21 protein-coding genes are annotated in these 20,109 nt (G+C 36.7%); 15 read left to right on the top strand and 6 right to left on the bottom strand.

Features of this window, described 5'->3' with window-relative positions; all coding sequences use genetic code 11:
* Positions 1-161: 161 nt before the first annotated feature.
* From AC3FI7_RS02110 to AC3FI7_RS02120, 3 genes are all read right to left on the bottom strand, one after another.
* Positions 162-722 (bottom strand): helix-turn-helix domain-containing protein, encoded by a 561-nt coding sequence (locus AC3FI7_RS02110; RefSeq protein WP_142722395.1) that lies wholly within the window; start codon positions 720-722, stop codon positions 162-164.
* Positions 719-1,114, bottom strand: coding sequence for an acyl-CoA thioesterase (locus tag AC3FI7_RS02115; protein WP_343658212.1), 396 nt, complete (start codon positions 1,112-1,114; stop codon positions 719-721). The genes AC3FI7_RS02110 and AC3FI7_RS02115 overlap by 4 nt, the downstream gene beginning before the upstream one ends.
* Before the next feature lie 97 nt (positions 1,115-1,211).
* Positions 1,212-1,625: a DUF6157 family protein gene (locus tag AC3FI7_RS02120; RefSeq protein ID WP_343658213.1), complete on the bottom strand. Its 414-nt coding sequence runs from the start codon at positions 1,623-1,625 to the stop codon at positions 1,212-1,214.
* Between the two features lie 361 nt (positions 1,626-1,986).
* On the opposite strand from AC3FI7_RS02120, the gene rbp reads away from it, so the two are divergent.
* Positions 1,987-2,340 (top strand): RNA-binding regulator, encoded by a 354-nt coding sequence (gene rbp, locus AC3FI7_RS02125; RefSeq protein WP_142722398.1) that lies wholly within the window; start codon positions 1,987-1,989, stop codon positions 2,338-2,340.
* 408 nt (positions 2,341-2,748) lie between these two features.
* On the opposite strand, the gene AC3FI7_RS02130 is transcribed toward rbp, so the two are convergent.
* Both AC3FI7_RS02130 and AC3FI7_RS02135 read right to left on the bottom strand, forming a co-directional pair.
* Complete coding sequence (locus AC3FI7_RS02130) at positions 2,749-3,234, bottom strand: BlaI/MecI/CopY family transcriptional regulator (RefSeq protein WP_343658214.1); 486 nt, start codon at positions 3,232-3,234, stop codon at positions 2,749-2,751.
* 8 nt (positions 3,235-3,242) lie between these two features.
* Positions 3,243-3,845: a phosphatase PAP2 family protein gene (locus tag AC3FI7_RS02135; RefSeq protein ID WP_142722400.1), complete on the bottom strand. Its 603-nt coding sequence runs from the start codon at positions 3,843-3,845 to the stop codon at positions 3,243-3,245.
* 529 nt (positions 3,846-4,374) lie between these two features.
* On the opposite strand from AC3FI7_RS02135, the gene pdhA reads away from it, so the two are divergent.
* The 11 genes from pdhA (at position 4,375) to AC3FI7_RS02190 (ending at position 16,603) form a co-directional block, all read left to right on the top strand.
* Positions 4,375-5,376 (top strand): pyruvate dehydrogenase (acetyl-transferring) E1 component subunit alpha, encoded by a 1,002-nt coding sequence (gene pdhA / locus AC3FI7_RS02140; protein ID WP_142722401.1) that lies wholly within the window; start codon positions 4,375-4,377, stop codon positions 5,374-5,376.
* An 84-nt stretch (positions 5,377-5,460) separates the two neighbouring features.
* Positions 5,461-7,053, top strand: coding sequence for a dihydrolipoyl dehydrogenase family protein (locus tag AC3FI7_RS02145; protein ID WP_291898233.1), 1,593 nt, complete (start codon positions 5,461-5,463; stop codon positions 7,051-7,053).
* Between the two features lie 265 nt (positions 7,054-7,318).
* Positions 7,319-7,987 carry an ABC transporter ATP-binding protein gene (locus AC3FI7_RS02150; RefSeq protein ID WP_142722403.1) on the top strand — a complete coding sequence of 223 codons (669 nt, stop codon included), beginning with the start codon at positions 7,319-7,321 and terminating at the stop codon, positions 7,985-7,987.
* A 114-nt stretch (positions 7,988-8,101) separates the two neighbouring features.
* On the top strand, positions 8,102-8,581 hold the full coding sequence (locus AC3FI7_RS02155) for a murein L,D-transpeptidase catalytic domain-containing protein (protein WP_291898232.1): 480 nt from the start codon (positions 8,102-8,104) through the stop codon (positions 8,579-8,581).
* A gap of 21 nt (positions 8,582-8,602) precedes the next feature.
* Positions 8,603-9,280 carry a RadC family protein gene (radC, locus tag AC3FI7_RS02160; protein WP_291898231.1) on the top strand — a complete coding sequence of 226 codons (678 nt, stop codon included), beginning with the start codon at positions 8,603-8,605 and terminating at the stop codon, positions 9,278-9,280.
* Complete coding sequence (locus tag AC3FI7_RS02165; protein WP_491461278.1) at positions 9,277-10,191, top strand: GNAT family N-acetyltransferase; 915 nt, start codon at positions 9,277-9,279, stop codon at positions 10,189-10,191. Before radC ends, AC3FI7_RS02165 begins: the two co-directional genes overlap by 4 nt.
* 73 nt (positions 10,192-10,264) lie before the next feature.
* Positions 10,265-11,197 (top strand): phytanoyl-CoA dioxygenase family protein, encoded by a 933-nt coding sequence (locus tag AC3FI7_RS02170; RefSeq protein WP_142722407.1) that lies wholly within the window; start codon positions 10,265-10,267, stop codon positions 11,195-11,197.
* A 91-nt stretch (positions 11,198-11,288) separates the two neighbouring features.
* Complete coding sequence (locus AC3FI7_RS02175; protein ID WP_491461279.1) at positions 11,289-12,461, top strand: hypothetical protein; 1,173 nt, start codon at positions 11,289-11,291, stop codon at positions 12,459-12,461.
* A gap of 24 nt (positions 12,462-12,485) precedes the next feature.
* Positions 12,486-12,998, top strand: coding sequence for a DUF7935 family protein (locus AC3FI7_RS02180; RefSeq protein WP_142722409.1), 513 nt, complete (start codon positions 12,486-12,488; stop codon positions 12,996-12,998).
* Between the two features lie 17 nt (positions 12,999-13,015).
* Positions 13,016-13,627, top strand: coding sequence for an inorganic pyrophosphatase (locus tag AC3FI7_RS02185; RefSeq protein WP_142722410.1), 612 nt, complete (start codon positions 13,016-13,018; stop codon positions 13,625-13,627).
* A gap of 246 nt (positions 13,628-13,873) precedes the next feature.
* Positions 13,874-16,603 (top strand): sodium-translocating pyrophosphatase, encoded by a 2,730-nt coding sequence (locus tag AC3FI7_RS02190; protein ID WP_343658217.1) that lies wholly within the window; start codon positions 13,874-13,876, stop codon positions 16,601-16,603.
* Between the two features lie 150 nt (positions 16,604-16,753).
* On the opposite strand, the gene AC3FI7_RS02195 is transcribed toward AC3FI7_RS02190, so the two are convergent.
* A complete protein-coding gene (locus AC3FI7_RS02195) occupies positions 16,754-17,893 on the bottom strand; it encodes an aminotransferase class I/II-fold pyridoxal phosphate-dependent enzyme (protein WP_491461280.1) in 1,140 nt (379 codons plus the stop codon).
* A 160-nt stretch (positions 17,894-18,053) separates the two neighbouring features.
* Here AC3FI7_RS02195 and AC3FI7_RS02200 point away from each other — a divergent pair, with 160 nt between their 5' ends.
* The 3 genes from AC3FI7_RS02200 to AC3FI7_RS02210 are packed head-to-tail and all read left to right on the top strand — an operon-like array spanning position 18,054 to position 20,017.
* Positions 18,054-19,094, top strand: coding sequence for a M28 family metallopeptidase (locus AC3FI7_RS02200; protein WP_142722413.1), 1,041 nt, complete (start codon positions 18,054-18,056; stop codon positions 19,092-19,094).
* 50 nt (positions 19,095-19,144) lie between these two features.
* Positions 19,145-19,507, top strand: coding sequence for a VOC family protein (locus AC3FI7_RS02205; protein ID WP_491461281.1), 363 nt, complete (start codon positions 19,145-19,147; stop codon positions 19,505-19,507).
* Positions 19,508-19,516: 9 nt separating this feature from the next.
* The gene (locus AC3FI7_RS02210) at positions 19,517-20,017 is read left to right on the top strand and encodes an endonuclease V (protein ID WP_142722415.1); all 501 of its coding nucleotides are present in this window, start codon (positions 19,517-19,519) and stop codon (positions 20,015-20,017) included.
* The last annotated feature ends 92 nt before the right edge of the window (positions 20,018-20,109 follow it).

Below are 20,109 nucleotides of genomic sequence, written 5' to 3' on the forward strand. Positions count from 1 at the left end.
GGATAATAGTTATAAAATTAGGTTAGAGGGTAGGAGAGTTTGAGGGTGGGAGAGTATAAGAGTAAGAGGGTTTAAGAGTTGTAGAGCTGTAGAATTTGAGCGTTTGTAAGTGAAATAGGAATATTTAGCTCCTTTGACCCTAAACACTCAAATTCTAAAACTTACAGATTATCAAGCGCTTTGCGGTGGTGTTCTTTAAGTTTTTTGAACTCTGTGGGTGTGAATCCGGTTACATTGCGGAATTGGGTAGAAAGATGCTGAACGCTTTTATACCCCAGCTTACCTGCAATTTCGGTAAGATTGAATTCGTTATATAAAAGAAGTTCTTTTACCTTTTCAATTTTCTGAAGGATAAAGAACTGTTCTAATGTAATATTCTCGTTTTGCGAAAATGTTTTTGAAAGCGAACTGTAATCTTTGTGAAGCTTTGAGCTTAAAAATTCTGAAAGCAGAAAGTCCTCCGCAATATCCAGTTCACTGATCTTTACAATAATCAGATTTTTGATCTTTTCCACAACCTGGCGGGCAGAATCCATGATTCTTTCAAAGCCTGTATTGAGGAGTTCTTTCTCTATGACCTGCATTTTTTCCGGAGAAATGTCAGTTTCGGTTTCTACTTCTCCCAATAAGATATTGGTAATGTTTACATCCGCATTACGGAAAATGTTTTCCACTGCCGCAATGCATCTGTTGCAGACCATATTTTTTATGAAAATCTTCATAGGCTGCTGTTTAACCTGTCTTTTACAAATTCGATTTTAGTTTTGCCATGAGGGGCAGGATTACCTTCTGTATCAAGATTTACCATGACAATTTTATCTACGGTAATAATGGTCTGGTGGGTCATTTTGTTTCGGACATCACATCTTAACGTAATAGAGGAAGATCCGAAATGTGTAGCCTCAATTCCTATTTCTATAATGTCTCCCTGTTTGGCAGAACTTACAAAGTTGATTTCAGAGATAAATTTAGTAACCACTTTTGTGTTTTCCAATTGGATAATGGCATAAAGAGCAGCTTCTTCATCAATCCATTGAAGGAGTCTTCCTCCGAAAAGTGAGTGGTTTGGATTTAAGTCTTCGGGCTTTACCCATTTTCTGGTATGGTAGTTCATGTCTTTTAATAATTTGAAGTACAAATTTAGTGTTAAAAGCTGATCTTTTCAAAACAATAGTATTTATTGATCTGAAAAGTATTATTCATTTTCTCAATCATTTTCTTTTGGAGCGCATAGCTTTGGTTTTTGCTGTAGAGACATCATTCAGTAATGACTGATATTCTTTACTTTCCACTGGGATCAGTGCCACTTTTCCTTCTGAATTATGATGAATTCCAAATCCGTATTTTTTTGCTAAAGGAGAGCAGCGAAGGCAAGGCTGGCCTTTGGAAAAGAAATTTTCTCTTTCCTGCTGTTTTTCATTTTCTGAAATATCATGTTTAATGGCATAGCAGTCAAAAATAATATCATCTGAAGTATATTGGTAAGGATTCTTTGCAAGTTTCTCATACTGAAGGTTGGCAAGTGTTTTTTCTTTTTTTTCAGGGGGGATCTGTGACTGAGAAACTGGGCAGTCTTCAGCAATTTCAATAAGCGTGTTGATGTAATTGGTGGTATACTTTTTCATTGAATGTGAAGGTTAAAATTTTATAGAAACTAGATGGAGGAAGGGAATAAAAACCATATGATTCTCTGCTTTTGTTAAGATTATAGAAAAGTGTTCAGTCTTTTACTTTATGTATTAAATAATTTTAATGATAAAAAGAGGTTTTACGTAACTTGTTGTTAATCAGTTTGTTTGTGTTTGTTGGTATTTCTTTTTAATATTTGGATTCAACATAATGTGAGAAATATGTAAAAAAAGCTTTGATTTGAAATTTTTAATTGTATCTTGCATACGTTTATATTTGGAATCAATATTTGTTCATTAATTTATGTTGTTTTTCTTTTATATACCAAATTTTTATTAATTTTTTAATTTATTTAAAATGAACATTTTTGTTTCAAACATCAATTACGCAACTAAAGAGTATGAGTTGCACGATCTATTCGCAGAATTTGGAGACGTATCATCAGCTAAAATCGTTACAGACAGAGAAACTGGTCGTTCCAGAGGTTTCGGTTTCGTAGAGATGGGTGATGAAGAAGGAAAGCAAGCTATTGAATCTCTTAACCAAAAAGAATTCAACGGAAAAACGTTAAACGTATCTGAAGCTAAACCAAGAGAAGAAAAACCAAGAAGAAGCTTTGATAACAACAGAAGCGGAGGAGGTTATGGTAATAACAACAATAGAGGCGGAGGCTATGGTAATAACCGTGGCGGAGGCGGAAATCGTTGGTAAAAATATGAAGCGGCTTTTGAGCCGCTTTTTTTGTAATTATATAAGACTGCTTTTAGAGCAGTCTTTGTTTTTATTTTTTTGAAACAGCTTAAGAATCTCAGGTTCAAAATTCACTTTTCCAACCTATTTAAAGCTTAATGTTAATGAGGGGTTATCTGTTAGCTGATCGATCAGTTCAAATTCATCTTCATTAATTTCCTGAGCCTCTCTGTTGTTAACGATGGAAGGTATTATTAACTGTCAGGTTAAGGGAGAGAAGAGAGTTGTGACAATAATGATATGGTATCTGCAGAAGCTAATAAAGCCATCAACAGAATCTCATAGGATATCGGAAAATGACTTCATTGGCCCGGCTTACAGTTTCCTGGAATTTTGTTTTCATGATTTGGTGTTTTTGGGGGATTGGGATTAATCTTTTTTCTTCTTTTTCTTTTTCTCCTTGTCTTTTTCTTTTCCTTTCGTTTTTTTCTCTTTTTTCGGACTTAAAATTTCTTCGGCAAACTCGAATTTCGGTTCTTCAGTTTTGGATGGTTTGATTTCGATTTTAAGATCAAAATAACCTTTCATATCTTCCTGAGAGATTAATTTTTCGCTTAATAGAAGCTCCAGAATCTCCTTTCCGGAATGATTGAAGAAATTATGCGAAAGTTCTTTTAAGAGAAATTTTTTATATTCCTCCAACGGCACAAGTACTGAGTACTTAAAGATTCGTCCTTCTTTTACAGTTGACAGATAGCCTTTTTCAACCAATATTTTCAAATAAGTGGAAACCGTGTTCTGATGTGGCTTCGGCTCCGGATGCTGCTCCATAACGTCCTTCAGATAGAAAGATTCCATTTTCCAAAACAGCTTCATAAAGTTTTCCTCTGCGGCAGTAAGATGATTAATTTTCATAGAGTATTCTAATGTTGAAATTGAATATTGCAATAAAGATAGATAAAAGATACCATAAATGCTATTGCAGCACCCATAAATACTTCTTTTACCGTATGTCTTTTCAAAATGATACGGGTAATTCCCACCAAAATTGCTATTCCCAGCCATATCAGACCCATTTTCCAGTCGAGAGAGAAAAATAAGGCTGCTACAAATACATTAAATGCTGTATGCATTGAACTTTTGATAAATAGATTGCTGATCTGAAGCGCAAACAGAAGGATTAAAATAAACAGCATAACCCAATCAATATATCCATTTCTGATATAATTAAAAATAAGGTAAGAAATGACGGCCCCGGCAATAAATATATACAGCGTTTTTCTCTGAATCCGGTTGGAAACATCCATGTTTGTATATCTTCCCGTTTTCACATTCCATACCAGCCATATGATAACCGGGATAACAATCATTAATAATACAGGAAGAAAATACAGCATAGATTCTTTAAGGGAATATTCCCGTATGCTCATATATATAAAAAACAGGATCAGAGAGATCAGGGGATTAAAAAAATCAGAAATGATTTTTGAAAACGTGTGTAATAATGAAGATTTCTTTTCTTCCATAATCTGGTTTAAAAACCAAATATAACACTATAACCTCAAAAACCAAATAAAAGCAATGATAGAGAACGATTGAATACTGTTAAAATGTTTTGATTACCAGGAGTTTTTGATAAAGTGAAATATTTTTCAGCCTTTGAAATTCTAGCATTATAATATTAATAAATGTAAGGCTTAAATCTGAATTTATTAAAAAATGAAGCTGCTGAAATACCCAAAACGTATGTTAACAATAATTAAAAATAAAAGATACCGAAGGATTAAGTATCAAGAATTTTTACTGTTTCAGTATCCTGTATTATTTTGTAAAATTCACATAAACAGGGTTTTTCTAAATGTGTTGAAACAGAAAAACAGCATGTTGAAAATCGTTTTTTGAATGCGTAGAGGTCTCGAAAATTAAGAATAATCCACTCAGCCCGCAAATAGAATTTGCAGAAAAAACGAAAAGTTATCTATGTATAGAATAAAAACAAAGTTTTTTTCATAATTTTGCTCAACTATTTCATCATAAAAAAGCAAGAGCTAACACATGAAAGAATTTTCTAAAGAGGTATACCTGAAGTGGTATGAAGATATGACAATGTGGAGAAGGTTTGAAGACAAATGCCGTTCTCTTTACCTAAAACAAAAGATCAGAGGTTTTTTACATTTGTATAACGGTCAGGAAGCAATCCCTGCCGGGTTTACCCATGCAATGGATCTTACAAAGGACAGTATGATTACTGCTTACAGATGCCACATCCATCCAATGGCGATGGGGGTAGATCCTAAAAGAATCATGGCAGAACTTTGTGGTAAAGCTACGGGAACATCCGGAGGAATGGGTGGATCTATGCACATTTTCAGTAAAGAACACCGTTTTTACGGAGGACACGGTATCGTTGGAGGACAGATTCCTTTAGGTGCAGGTATTGCTTTTGCAGATAAATATTTCGACAGAAAAGCAGTGAACATCTGTTTCTTTGGAGATGGTGCTGCAAGACAGGGGTCTTTACATGAGACATTCAATATGGCAATGAACTGGAAACTTCCTGTCGTATTTGTTGTGGAAAACAACCAGTATGCCATGGGAACTTCCGTAAAAAGAACGGCCAACCACGAAGATATCTATAAATTAGGATTAGGATACGAAATGCCTTGTCTTGCTGTAGATGCAATGGATCCTGAAAAAGTAGCAGAAGCTGCTTATGAAGCTATTGAAAGAGCGAGAAGAGGAGATGGGCCTACTTTCATTGAAGCAAGAACTTACCGTTACAGAGGACATTCTATGTCTGATGCTGAACCATACAGATCTAAAGAAGAGGTAGCTGTTCATAAAAATGATGATCCGATTGAGCTTGTAAAGCACAGAATCCTGGAAAACGGTTGGGCTACAGAAGCAGAATTGGAAACAATAGACAACCAATCAAGAGACTTCGTTGAAGAGTGTATTGAATTTATGGAAAACTCTCCGTATCCGGATGCAGAAAAAATCTATGAATATGTATATGCTCAGGAAGATTATCCATTCCTAGACAAATTAGAAAACTAAAAAATAAAAATTAATTTGAAATTTGAAGTTTGAAATTTCTGAAATCTCAAATCTCAAATCTCGGATCTCAAATCAATATAGATTATGGCAGAAGTAATTACGATGCCCCGCCTGTCCGATACAATGACGGAAGGTAAAGTGGCAAAATGGCATAAAAAAGTAGGAGATAAAGTAAAAGAAGGAGATATTTTAGCTGAAATTGAAACTGACAAAGCGGTTCAGGATTTTGAATCTGAAGTAGAAGGTACTCTTTTATACGTAGGTGTAGAAGAAGGTGGAGCTGCTGCAGTAGATTCTGTTTTAGCAATTATCGGTAATGAAGGAGAGGATATTTCAGGATTGACAGGCGGAGCTGCTGCTCCTGCTGCAGGTACTGAAGAAAAAAAATCAGAAGAACAGCCAAAAGCTGAAACAGCTGCACCTGCTGCTGCAGAAGTTCCGGCTGGGGTAGAAGTTATTACAATGCCAAGACTTTCTGATACAATGACAGAAGGTAAGGTAGCTAAATGGCATAAAAATGTAGGTGATACAGTAAAAGAAGGAGATCTTCTTGCTGAGATCGAGACTGATAAAGCAGTACAGGATTTCGAATCTGAATTCAATGGAGTACTGTTGAAGCAGGGAGTAGAAGAAGGTGGTGCAGCTCCTGTTGATTCAGTATTGGCAATTATAGGTCCTGCAGGAACAGATGTTTCCGCTGTAGGGGCTCCAAAAGCTGCTGCTTCAACTGAAAAACCAGCTGAACAAAAAACAGAAGCTAAAACTGAAGAAAAAGCAGCTCCGGCTGTAAGTTCTTCATCTTCTGACAGAGTAGCCATCTCTCCACTGGCTAAGAAAATGGCTCAGGATAAAGGGGTTGACATCAACAGTGTTCAGGGATCTGGTGAAAACGGAAGAATTGTTAAAAAAGATATTGAAAATTATCAGCCGGCTGCAAAAGCACCTGCTTCAGCTCCTGCAGCAAGCGCTGCTCCTGTTGCAGTAAGTTTTGTACAGGGCGAAGATACAGAGACTCCAAACTCTCAGGTAAGAAACGTGATTGCAAAACGTCTTTCTGAAAGTAAATTCTCTGCTCCTCACTACTATCTGATGGTTGAGATCAATATGGATAAAGCGATTGAAGCAAGAAAAGAAATCAATTCTTTACCAGATACCAAGATCTCTTTCAATGATATGATCATTAAAGCCACTGCGATTGCTTTGAGAAAACACCCTCAGGTAAATTCAAGCTGGGCAGGGGATAAGATCATCCACAGAGGAAATATCAATATTGGTGTAGCGGTGGCTATTCCTGATGGATTGGTAGTTCCTGTATTGAAAAATACAGATCAGATGACGTATACCCAAATCTCTGCAGCGGTAAAAGATATGGCTTCAAGAGCTAAGAACAAAGGTCTTAAAGCTAACGAAATGGAAGGATCTACATTCTCTATTTCCAACTTAGGAATGTTTGGCATCGAAACATTTACAAGTATCATTAACCAACCAAACTCTGCCATCCTTTCAGTAGGAGCAATCATTGAGAAACCAATCGTTAAAGACGGTCAGATTGTAGTTGGAAACACGATGAAGCTTTCATTGGCTTGTGACCACAGAGTAGTGGATGGTGCTACAGGTGCGCAGTTCCTACAGACATTAAGAACCTATTTAGAAAGCCCATTAACTTTGTTACTGTAATTTTCTGAACTGAAAATAGTAAAACCTCCCAAATCGGGAGGTTTTCTTGTTATTGAATAACCTTACAGTTTTAAAAAAGTATAAAAGGAAATAATATTTATATATAATTTTCACCGGTGAAAAAAGAAGAAAATAATTAAAAAAATTAATAGAAAAGACTCATATAAATGGATTAAAAAAATTGGATATCTTTAAAAGCAAAATAAAATATAAACCGTTTCAAAAAGCGGTTTTTTATTTGCAGGCAATTCACTATTTTTGAATCATGATTAAAGCAAGAAATATCCATAAATCTTATGGGAATTTAGAGGTACTGAAAGGTGTTGATATTCAAATCAAAACAGGAGAGGTGGTTTCTATTGTAGGAGAGTCCGGAGCAGGTAAGTCTACATTGCTTCAGATTTTAGGAACGCTGGATCACCCGACTCAATCAAACAAATATGATACTGAAATTGAAATAGCAGGAGAGTCATTTATTAACATGAATGATAAGCAGCTGTCGAAATTCAGAAATCAGAATATCGGTTTCGTATTTCAGTTTCATCAGCTTCTTCCGGAGTTCACAGCACTGGAAAATGTACTGCTTCCGACAAAAATAGCCGGAGCCAATGAAAGAGAAGCTATTGAAAAAGCATATGCTTTATTCGAAGATTTAAAGATAGAGCAGAGGCTGAATCATAAACCTAATCAGCTTTCCGGTGGAGAAGCACAAAGGGTGGCTGTAGCAAGAGCTTTAATCAATTCACCAAAAATCATTTTTGCAGATGAACCTACAGGTAACCTGGATTCCAAGAATGCAGATGATCTTCACAGGTTATTTTTCGATCTTAGAGACAAATATAACCAGACTTTTGTGATTGTAACGCACAATCCGAATCTGGCAGAAATCACAGACCGTAAACTTGTCATGAAGGACGGTATGATTATAGAGTAACATTGATAGCACCGGATGATGAAACACTTTATTTTCTTTTTTTTAATTATAATTTCCTGCTCAAAAGCTGAATCTCAGCAATTGAAGCCCATAGGCGTGCCACAGTCAAAAATTTTGGAGGTCAAAAATTATATTAAAGGAAAGGATTTTAATCAGGAACTGGCTGTTTTTATCAATTTTAGAATTTCTTCCGGGAAATACAGGTACTTTGTTTATAATCTTAAAAAGAATACTATTGTACAGCAAGCTGTTGTTTCTCACGGTTCGGGTTCCGTTATTCCCCGGTCAGATGCTTTAAGATTCAGTAATACTGAAGGTTCTTACCAGTCTTCATTGGGGAAATATGTTATTGGAGAAAGTTATATAGGTAAATTTGGCAAGGCTTACCGTTTAAAAGGCTTGGATTCTACCAATAGTAATGCTATGCAGAGAGCAGTTGTTCTTCATTCTTACGGCTGTATTCCTGATGTGGAATCCGAGACTCCGGCATGTTTGAGCTTGGGATGTCCTATGCTTTCAGTAAACGCTTTTAAAGAAACATCCAGATATATTGATCAGTCAGTAAACCCCATGATCTTATATGCATTCTATTAATTTATAATAATTTCTATTTCGATGGCCATAAAATTTCTTGCAGAAGATGACAGACCCAGAGAAAAGTTTTTGCAGAAAGGCAAAAGCTCACTTTCTGATTCTGAATTACTGGCTATCATAATGGGGAGCGGGAATAAGGATGAAAATGCCATAGAATTAGCCCGTAAAATTTTAAGTTCAGTCAACAATAACTGGCATCAGTTGAGCCTGCTTTCTGTTAAAGACCTGATGAAATTCAAAGGAATTGGAGTTACAAAAGCCATTTCAATTATTTCAGCTTTAGAGATCGGCAGAAGAAGAGCTATCCAGGAAATTCCTGAAAAAACAATTATCGGCAACAGTCATGACGCTTATATGGTTCTCAAAAACCAGCTTTCTGATTTGAGGACAGAAGAATTCTGGGCTGTTTTCCTGAACAATAACAATAAAGTAATTCATATTTCACAATTGACTCAGGGAGGAATAAGCCAGTCTATTGTAGATGTAAGAATCTTATATAAAACAGCATTGGATCACTTCTCAACGGGTGTTATCATTGCCCACAATCATCCGTCCGGAAGTTTAAGACCAAGCCGGGAAGATATCAACATTACCCAAAAAATAAAAGAAGCAGGAAATACGTTAAGTATTCAGCTTTTAGACCATATTATCATTACACAGGATTCTTATTTTAGTTTCTCGGACGAAGGATTATTATGATTAGAAGATTGAAATACAATGAAATTGATTTTGTAAAATATGCTCAATGTTTAGAAAATTCTGAACAAAGAAAATATTCTGCTACTAAAGACTTTTTAGATACTGCTTCAACGATTCCGTGGGAAATTCTCGTCTATAAAGATTATGAAGCAGTAATGCCTGTACCTTTTGTAAGAAAATACGGCTTGAAAATCGTGCACAATCCTAAACTGTGCCAGCAGCTTGGTGTGTTTTCCCATAAGGATAATGTGGATCTTAATGAGGCTTTTTTAGAATTTCTGAAAAGAAATTACATGATCAGGGCCTACCCGTTCAATGATATAAACCAGCTTCGTACAAAGCTCAGAGTCAAAAAAAATTTTTTGCTGTATCCTGATTCTTATGAGAAAGTTTACAACAGGTATTCTCCAAAGCGAAAACGGAAACTGAGGTTAGATGAATCTGTTTTAAAAGATTCGGAAATCAAAATCATTTCTTATGATCAGGCAAAGATCTTTATAGAAGCAAATACCCTGGGATTAAGCAAAGACAGTGATCTGCCTGACTTTATGAGGATTTTTGAAAGTTTTCACAGATCAGGATATCTTAAGTTTACTGCTTTTTACTATCAGCACAGGATAATCAATGTAATTGCTACTTATAGAGATGGTAATATGGTGGCGCTTCTTGGGAATTTTAATGATAAGGATTACGTTAAATTATCCGGAGCATCCGTCTTGATAGACCATGTCATTAAAGAAAATATCGAAACTCATATCTTTGATTTCGAAGGAGGTGAACTTCCCAATATTGAAGAGTTTTTCAGAGGATTCCGCCCAGAGTTAAAACCTTATGGCATCATTGAAAATTCAAAAAAGAACCTTTTTAAAAAGCTGGGCTGTCTTATCTTGGGTGGAAAGTCTTTTTTATGATGAAAAGCATTGTTTAGATTGGTTCTAATTAAGTAATATTCCGTAACTTTATAAAATCCTTAGCAAAACAGTTATGTTACAACAGATTCGTCAGTACAAACTCTCCTATATGCTTTATAACCTTTTTAAAAAGAGCAAGTTAAAGCATAATATTCCACTGTATAAAAAATACGGAATCAATAAAAGCTATTTTTCAAGCATTTCAAGTAAGGATTTTGCCCATCTGCCTGCCAGTGAAAGAAAAGTAGACTATACAAAGCTTACGGAAACCCCCTTTTTTAAGAAGCTGTCTGAAGAAAATAAAGCAAGCGCTCTTCAATATGACGATAACGGGTATATGATTCTCAGGAATTACCTTACTCCGGAGACAGCAGATCAGATCAATATGGAAATTGATAAACTGATGAAAGATGGAACTTTGAAGTTCATTTATGGCGGAAAACTGATGTTTGCCATCCATCATTCAGAAATCATTAAAAATATAGGGAGTGACAGAGAGCTGTTAGACTTTTTATCTGTTTTACTGGATGGTAAATCCAAACTTTTCCAAAGCATAAATTTCATTAACGGGAGCCAGCAGAAAACACATTCTGACAGCATTCACATGACAACCTACCCATTGGGAGGTTTACTGGGAGTTTGGATTGCGCTGGAGGATGTGGATGAAACAAACGGAGCTTTACATTATATTCCTAAAAGCCATAAACTTCCATATTTCCTGAATTCGGATTATGATAATGAAGGAACTGCCTTAAAAATTGGCAAAAAAAGTTACAGGGCTTACGAGACTTTCCTTGAAGACAAAGTAAAAGAGCTGGGATTAAAAAAAGAGATTTTTAAAGCTAAAAAAGGCGATCTGCTGATATGGCATGCCAATATTCTTCATGGTGGTGAACCTCATACCGATAAAAACAGAACCCGTAAAAGTCTTGTGTACCATTTCTTTGATGAAAACAGTGTATGCTATCACGAAGTAACCCAAAGACCGGCCCTGTTTGAACTTTAATCTAAGCTGATTCCTTAAGGTATAAAAGCTTTTATAAGAATGCAGATTTAAAAAGATAGTTTTTTTACATTTGTGTCCTTATATATCATGTATGAAAAAAAGGAATATTCTTGTTTTTATATTTTCCATCTATGTATGCATTATGTCATACTACCTGTATACCCACCAGTATTACAATACGGATATGGAAGCATACATGGGACTGATTTATAAAACGGAATATCCCGAAATGAAAATTGAAGAGATTCACCGGAAAGTCTATGCTGAACTGAGGGAAAAGAACCCTGATTTCGCCGGGTTAGGTCCTGTGAATCCCATGGCTGAGGAAGTTGCTGAAGGAGAGCGTACCTATTATAAAATATTATCAGAAAATCCTAAAGCCTATGAAGAAGAACTGCAGCTTTTTGTGGTAAAACCTTTCTATAATTTCATTAATTGGCTATTCTTTAAACTGGGATTCAGTGCCTCTGCTTCTACTTTTTTAATTTCAATAATTTCCTATGCCCTGATTATCATCCTGATTTTCAGTTTTCTGATCAGGATTTTGAAAAATTATCCCCTGGCATTGATCATAACAATTCTAATCTCTCTGTTCAAACCTCTTTTAGAATCAAGCAGGCATGCTTCTGCAGATTCTTTATCTTGCCTGCTTCTGCTTTTAAGTTTTTATGCATTTTCTGTTAAAAAGCATTTTTTTTCAGCCGGTATATTTGCCATGCTATGCGTACTGACCAGGCCAGAGTATTTTATTCTCTATTCATTTCTGTATGCACTGATCTATCTTTATAAAAACAAACTTCAGATTAAGACCGTTCCAATACTGATCTCTTACGGATATCTTTTTCTTTCCTTCTTCCTGATACAGGCTTTTAACCAGGTCTCATGGTCCACACTTTTTATGAATCAGTTTACCAAAGTTCAGATTTATCCGGTGTCGCAGCCTGATCCGTTCTTATTGTCAGACTATATTCATTTTATTAAAAGCAAAGTGATGCTGGAGTTCAATGCTTCATATTTTCCTCTTCTGCTGATTTTTATTGTGGTTATTCTGGCCAACCGTTTTTCATTCAGGGACAAAAAAAATCAGGCTCAGGTCTTATTTTTTGCTGCTATTTATGCTACAGTCATGTTGAGATTTCTGGTTTTTCCCTCCCTGGTCAACAGGATGATGCTGGGCTTTTATCTCATCATTATACTTGCATTGATCTATATACAGAATTCTAAAGTGGATATCTTTAAAAACTCTTTAGAAGACGGAAAATAATTAGTAATTTTGCAGTCTAAAATTATGATGAATCTTTCAGGATATCTACCATATGCATTTGCATTAATTATTGCAATTCCTTTTTTGGTTTTGCTACGACAATTTGTACATTCATACATTACCCTTAAAAATCAGGAAATCAAACTGCTTAGTGTGAAATCAAATTCAGAGAACAAAGCACATTCCTATGAAAGAATGACTCTGTTTCTGGACAGAATAAAGCCTTCAAACCTTATTCAGAGATTTGATAGAGAACTGGCTGTTCATGAGTTTATTTTCCTTACAGAAAAAGCAATCCATGAAGAATTCGAATATAACTCTTCACAGCAGCTTTACATCACAAAAAATTCATGGAAGAATATTGTAGATTCTAAAAATGCAATCATCGAACTGCTTCACAAGACCTATGACGGATTGAAAGGAGAGGTCCAGCTGGATGAATTCAAAACGATTTTCATCATGAACTATATGGAAGGCAACGACTATATTGCTGAAACCATAGAAGATTTAAGAAAAGAAATTTTAATAATAACTTAAAAAATAACAGATAAATAATGATTCCAAATTTTAAAGCACATCCATGGCACGGAATTTCTGCAGGGGAAGATGCGCCAAATGTTGTAAATGTATTTGTGGAAATTGTTCCTTCAGATACTATTAAATATGAAGTAGATAAAGAAACAGGATATTTAAAGGTAGACAGGCCGCAGAAATTTTCTAATATTATCCCGGCTTTATATGGTTTTGTTCCAAGAACATACTGTGATAATGAGGTGATGAAGCTTGCTGTAGAAGCCGGAGCTGATGATGTGACTATGGGAGACCATGACCCGCTTGATATCTGTGTTTTAAGTTCTCACAATATCCATGCCGGAGGTCTATTGATGGAAGCTATTCCAATCGGTGGCTTCAAAATGATCGACGGGGGAGAAGCTGATGACAAGATCGTTGCAGTAATGATCAATGACCATGCTTTCGGACACTTCAGAGATATTGCTGAATTACCAGAAGCGGAAGTAAAAAGATTAATGCACTATTTCCTTACATACAAAAACCTACCGGATGAACCGGCAAAGTGTAGAATTCAGGAAGTTTACGGTGCAGAACATGCAAGAAAAGTGATTAAAGCTTCTCAAATAGATTATGCAGATAAATTCGGAGGATAAGATCTTCTTAATTCAATACCAAAAAAGGATAGACAGCCGTTGTCTATCCTTTTTTATGATATAACCGTCAATTTTCCAGTCATTTTCAGGACTTCTTTCAATAATTTTAATCATAATGATTCTTATACAGTCATATTGTTTTTTTCTGATTTTCAGCCCGTAAAAACAGAACTGTTATATTTTTTAATGCTTTGCTGGTAATTATTTATTATATTTAATTTTCTATTACCAAAAAAATATTAAACTATGGATCTATTTGTGTTAGTGCCAATTTTTGGTGTCGTAGCTTTGCTTTATACATTTCTTCAGAGCAACTGGGTCAATAAACAGAATGCCGGAAATGAAAAAATGAAAACAATCAGCGGGCATATTGCAGACGGTGCAATGGCTTTTCTAAAGGCTGAATACAAAATCTTAACGTACTTTGTCATAGTGGTCGCCATTTTACTGGCAGTAATGGGATCCAGCAATGCCAACTCTCACTGGAGTATCGGAATTGCCTTCGTGGTAGGAGCCATATTTTCAGCATCCGCAGGCTTTATCGGGATGAAAATCGCTACCAAAGCCAATGTAAGGACTGCGGAAGCGGCAAGAACTTCACTTTCAAAAGCTCTTAAAGTATCTTTTACCGGTGGTTCAGTAATGGGAATGGGAGTTGCAGGGCTGGCTGTTTTAGGACTGGGAGCGCTGTTTCTGATTATTAAGCAGATTTTTGCTCCGGATGCTACCGTAGATTCTCACGAAATGGAACGAACCATAGAAATTCTTACCGGATTTTCTCTCGGAGCAGAGTCTATAGCCCTTTTTGCAAGAGTAGGAGGTGGTATTTATACAAAAGCGGCTGATGTAGGGGCCGATCTTGTAGGAAAAGTAGAAGCCGGGATTCCGGAAGACGACCCAAGAAATCCTGCAACAATTGCAGATAACGTAGGAGATAACGTAGGAGATGTCGCCGGAATGGGAGCCGATCTTTTCGGATCATATGTTGCTACAGTGCTTGCCACTATGGTTTTAGGAAGAGAAACTGTTTCTGATGATGCCTTCGGAGGTTTTGCCCCGATTCTTTTACCCATGCTGATTGCAGGAACAGGAATTATATTTTCAATGATTGGAACTTTATTTGTAAAAATTAATGATAATGAAGGCTCATCAACATCCAGCGTACAGAACGCGCTGAATCTTGGAAACTGGGGCAGTATCGTTATTACTGCCATTGCATCATATTTCCTGGTAACCTATATTCTTCCCGAAAAAATGGTTTTGAGAGGCCACGAGTTTACTAAAATGGGAGTATTCGGTGCGATCATGGTAGGATTGGTTGTGGGAACTTTAATGAGTATTATCACAGAATATTATACGGCTATGGGAAAAAGACCGGTTTCCAGTATTGTGAGACAGTCTTCTACAGGTCACGCAACCAACATTATCGGAGGGTTATCCGTTGGTATGGAGTCTACCTTGCTTCCGATTATTGTATTGGCTGGAGGTATTTATGGTTCCTATCTCTGTGCAGGCCTTTACGGAGTTGCAATTGCAGCGGCAGGTATGATGGCTACTACAGCTATGCAGCTGGCTATCGATGCCTTCGGGCCTATTGCAGATAATGCAGGGGGTATTGCTGAAATGAGTGAGCTTCCTAAAGAAGTACGTGAAAAAACAGATATCCTGGATGCCGTAGGGAATACAACGGCAGCTACTGGAAAAGGATTTGCCATTGCTTCAGCCGCTTTGACCGCCTTAGCCTTATTTGCGGCCTTCGTAGGAATTGCAGGGATTGACGGTATTGACATTTACAGAGCAGATGTTCTGGCAGGGCTGTTTGTTGGCGGAATGATTCCCTTTATCTTTTCATCTTTGGCCATTACAGCGGTTGGACAGGCTGCAATGGCAATGGTAGAAGAAGTAAGAAGGCAGTTTCGTGAAATTCCGGGAATTTTAGAGGGAAAAGCGCAGCCGGAATATGAAAAATGCGTGGCTATTTCCACCGATGCCTCTATCAGAAAAATGATGTTACCTGGAGCTATTGCTATCATTTCACCTTTACTGATCGGATTTATTTTCGGACCTGAAGTACTGGGAGGATTCTTGGCAGGAGCTACAGTTTGTGGTGTTTTGATGGGAATGTTTCAGAACAATGCAGGGGGTGCATGGGATAATGCTAAAAAATCATTTGAAAAAGGAGTGGATATCAACGGGCAGACTTATTATAAAGGTTCAGAACCTCATAAAGCATCGGTAACAGGAGATACTGTTGGAGATCCGTTTAAAGATACATCTGGCCCGTCGATGAATATCCTGATCAAATTAATGTCAATCGTTTCCTTAGTGATTGCACCTACTTTAGCAGTATTGCATAAAGATAAAATTGAGGCAAACAGAAAAGCAAAGATTGAAAGTCTTACCGGAGTATCCGCAAATGCCACTGTAGTTGCAGATTCTAATGCAGCTCAGGTTGTTCCGGGTCAGGTTCAGGGACACCTTAATGAAAGCGGAGACTTTGTATACGAAACAGGCAATATCCAGAAAATAAAACTGGATGGAGGAAAAACAATTGCTATAGGAGACGGAAGCCAGCTTTATCAGCTATATAACGCTGTTAAACAAAAAGATAAATCTGTTTTAGATCCTAATAAGTGGTATACCATTGAAAACCTTTATTTTGAAACAGGCTCAAGCGATTTAAAACCAGGTTATGAACTTCAGTTAAACACCTTGGCTGAAATTTTAAATGCGTATCCTGATCTGAAAATAAAATTAGGAGGCTATACCGATAACAGTGGAAATGAAGAAAGCAATCTTCAGTTATCCAGCCTAAGGGCACAAACCGCTAAGCTTAAATTACTTGAGCTGGGAGTTTCAGCAGACAGAATAGAAGCTGAAGGATATGGATCTCAACATCCGGTATGTGAAGCTAATGACACTGATGAATGTAAAGCAAAAAACAGAAGAATTGATGTAAGAGTTTTAGCGCTCTAAAATCAATGTAAAAATACTGAAAAGCATCGCTCTGGCGGTGCTTTTTTCATATCTATTCTGGTTAAGTTAAAAAACATGGAAAAGAAAATTCCCACAATCATCTGTAAAAATCTGGGTAATCTAATCTGTGGGAAAAGCCATGTAGGAAAATTAAAGATTCTTTTTCAGATGCTCTAATGCCTGGATAATCAGTTCATCTTTTTTAGCAAAACTGAACCTGACGTAATCCGAATTCTGTCTTGCATTATAAAAAGCAGAAAGTGGGAGGCAGGATACCTTTTTCTCAACGGTAAGCCATCTCGAAAATTCTACATCTGTCATGCTTTTGGAAACACTTCTGAAATTGACGATCTGGAAAACGCTTCCTTCTGTTTGGTGCTCAATCTGTAGAGAAGTTTCCTGCAACAGATTATTGAAAATATCCCTTTTTTTCTGCATGACTTTTTTGTTGCGATCCGGCTCGAACACATTGAGATACATTGCTACTGCATATTGAGCCGGAGCATTGACACTGTAAGAGATATATTGCTGATGGCAACGGAATTTTGCTGTCAAAGCTTCAGGAGCAAGTATATAACTGACTTTCCATCCGGAAGTATGGAACATTTTTCCAAAAGAAAAAATACAAAATGTCTTCTCTCTAAGCTCAGGATGAATGAAAGAACTGTAATGATCGGTCTCATCGTAGCAGTAAGTGTCATATATTTCTTCGGAAACCAGATAAATATCCCGGTTTTTAATCATTTCATACAGCTGATGCCAGTCTTCCTTTTTCCATACTTTTCCGGTGGGATTCTGGGGAGAATTGACAATGATGGCTTTTGTTTTTTCAGTAATGCAGTTTTTAAAACGGTCCCAGCAGATACTGAAATCGTTTTCAAGATCATAATAGACAGGAATTCCTCCATTCATCACAACCGCAGGTCCATAGGTGTAATAAGATGGCTGAATAATAATAACCTCATCGTTCTGATTAAGAATTGATTTGAGGGAAGTATATAAAGCAAAGGTTGCACAAGGTACAACAGTGATTTCGTCAGCCGTAATGATAATTTTATGGATTCGTTTCGCGTTGAAATGAATAATACTTTCAATCAGGAGAGGATTTCCGGCAAGAGGCTCATAATGATAGGTAGCCTTTTCTGCAGCTTCTTTTAAAAAAAATGTCAGACGTTCATCAATATCGAAATCGGGAAGTCCCAGAGAAAGATCATAGCTTCCGTGTTTGGCTGCCAGTTCAGACATTTCTGTAAAAAAAGAGTAATGAGTAAATCCGTAAATTTTATCCATCTATTTTGTATTTTCATCAAATATAATAAAATTCTAATATCAAATTATATTTGAAACTGATATGCTGTTAAATTTATAACGAAGCGTTTTTTAAATTGTCAGATTCACTAACCAGATTATGATTCGATAAAAATTGTTATTTTTAAGAAATTTATTCTTTATGAGAAAAATACTTATCCCGTTATTGGCAATGGCGTTAGTGACCAGTTGCGGAACGGCAAAAATATCTGACGGGAACGCGTCCCATCCTGTTTCTAAGAAGCATGATAAAGCATTTAACAAGGCATATGAGGCCATTAATGCAGAAGACCTGAAGAAAAACCTTTATGTAATAGCAGCAGATGATATGGAGGGGCGGGACACCGGAAGCAAAGGGCAGAAAAAGGCGGGTGAGTATATCGTTAATTACTATAAAAATCTGGGTATTTCAGCACCTAAGGTATTAAATTCTTACTATCAGAAAGTTCCGTCTGACTTCATGAAAAAAAGAGGGGGAGGTAATCTTCCTGATTCCGAAAACATTCTGGCCTTTATCGAAGGAAGTGAAAAACCGGAAGAAATTGTTGTCGTTTCTGCACACTATGATCATGTAGGAACAAAAAACGGAGTGGTATACAACGGAGCAGACGATGATGGAAGCGGAACGGTTGCCGTAATGGAAATTGCCAAAGCATTCCAGCAGGCTAAAAAATCAGGAAAAGGACCTAAGAGATCTGTCTTATTCCTTCATGTTACCGGAGAAGAGCACGGGTTATTTGGTTCTGAATATTATTCTGAAAATCCTGTTTTTCCGTTAGCCAATACCGTTGTAGACCTTAATATTGATATGATTGGGCGTGATGATCCTGCCAACCGGGGGAAACAGTATGTGTATGTAATTGGCTCTGACATGCTGAGTTCTCAGCTTAAAGTAATCAATGAAGCGGCGAATAAAAGAACCAATAACCTGGAATTGAATTACAAATATGATGATTTGAATGACCCTGAGCAGCTCTACTACCGTTCAGACCATTATAATTTTGCCAAGCATAATATTCCGGTAGCCTTTTTCTTTGATGGTATTCATGAAGATTATCACAAACCGACAGATGATCCTGAAAAGATTGATTACCAGTTGCTGGAAAAAAGAACCCAGCTTATTTTTACCACAGCTTGGGATATTGCCAACCGGGAAGAGAGACTCACGGTCGACAGAAAATAATCACCCGTTTTATTTCAGAGAGGAATTGAGTGGGGAAAAATACAAATACTATGGCGCCAACATTAAAATCCATCAGACCTTTTATCGGGGCTCAGAACTTTGAGATCAGCAGAAGCTTTTACAGGGATCTGGGATTTGAAGAAGTTGTTCTGGAACAAAAGCTATCCCTATTTATAAGAGAAGAAACAGGTTTTTATCTTCAGGATTATTATACAAAGGACTGGGTTGACAATACCATGATTTTTGTAGAAGTTGCCAGCACAGATGATTTCTGGATCGAACTATTGTCTTTGGGACTTACAGACAAATATGAAAATGTAAAGCTGACCCCCGTAAGAACAATGGATTGGGGAAAAGAATGTTTTGTACATGACCCGTCAGGGGTTTTATGGCATTTTGGTGAATTTTTTTAAGAATAAAATATGATTTACGCGTTTGATACTTACTATTATGAGGATTATGCCAACACGGTATGTATTGCATTTGATGACTGGACATCTGAAAAAGAAGTGGAAACTTTTATAGAGCAAACACCTGTGGGGTCGGAGTATGAAAGCGGAGCCTTTTACAAGAGAGAATTACCCTGCATTTTAAGTCTGCTGAAAAAAATAGCATTAAGACCCGAAGATATTATTATTGTTGACGGATATGTCACTTTGGATAATGACGGAAAGATCGGTTTAGGAGGACATCTTTACGAAGCATTGGAAATCAAATGTCCTATTGTCGGAGTTGCAAAAAATGAATTTACAACTCCGGATTCTCAGCGTAGAAGCGTATTCCGTGGGGAAAGCAAAACCCCGCTTTTTGTTACTGCCAGGGGAATTGATGTGGATGAAGCCAAAGGAATGCTGGAAAAAATGCATGGTACTTACAGAATACCCACACTGTTAAAGAAACTGGATCAGTTGAGCAGATCATAAAAATTGAAGTCTTACCCTAAAAAGTAAGATTTTTTTTTCTTTAATAATATACCAATCGGTATATTATTATTATATTTGTTGTATTCCTTCTA

This window comes from Chryseobacterium sp. TQ-BC-N36 (assembly GCF_058382295.1).